The organism is Halomonas sp. SIMBA_159 (assembly GCF_046536035.1).
GTDB lineage: Bacteria > Pseudomonadota > Gammaproteobacteria > Pseudomonadales > Halomonadaceae > Vreelandella > Vreelandella venusta_A.
Genome location: NZ_JAWJBT010001290.1, coordinates 1 through 246, shown reverse-complemented (window position 1 = coordinate 246; position 246 = coordinate 1). Strand labels below are relative to the sequence as shown.

The following is a 246-nucleotide window of genomic DNA, read 5'->3' as shown; positions in this document are numbered from 1 at the left end:
CATTCGTTTTCTCAATCAGGTGAAATTGCAGCTGAAGTTGAGCAATATTTTCCCGTTACAAAGCCGGGTGGAAGACCATCAGCCAGAGCAAGGCTATGATGGCGTGATCAGTCGTGCTTTTGCTTCGATGAACGATATGCTGAACTGGTGCAGGCATTTACCCGCCCCAACTGGGCGCTTTTTCGCCATGAAAGGTGCTGCTGTACAAGAAGAAATTGCAGCTTTGCCTGATTTTGTTAAAGTAGC

1 protein-coding gene is annotated in these 246 nt (G+C 47.2%); it reads left to right on the top strand.

All coding sequences use genetic code 11. The annotated features are described in order from the left end of the window. Positions 1-246 (top strand): 16S rRNA (guanine(527)-N(7))-methyltransferase RsmG (locus tag R0J87_RS23415; RefSeq protein WP_498889375.1); only part of this gene is annotated, 246 nt, incomplete at both ends.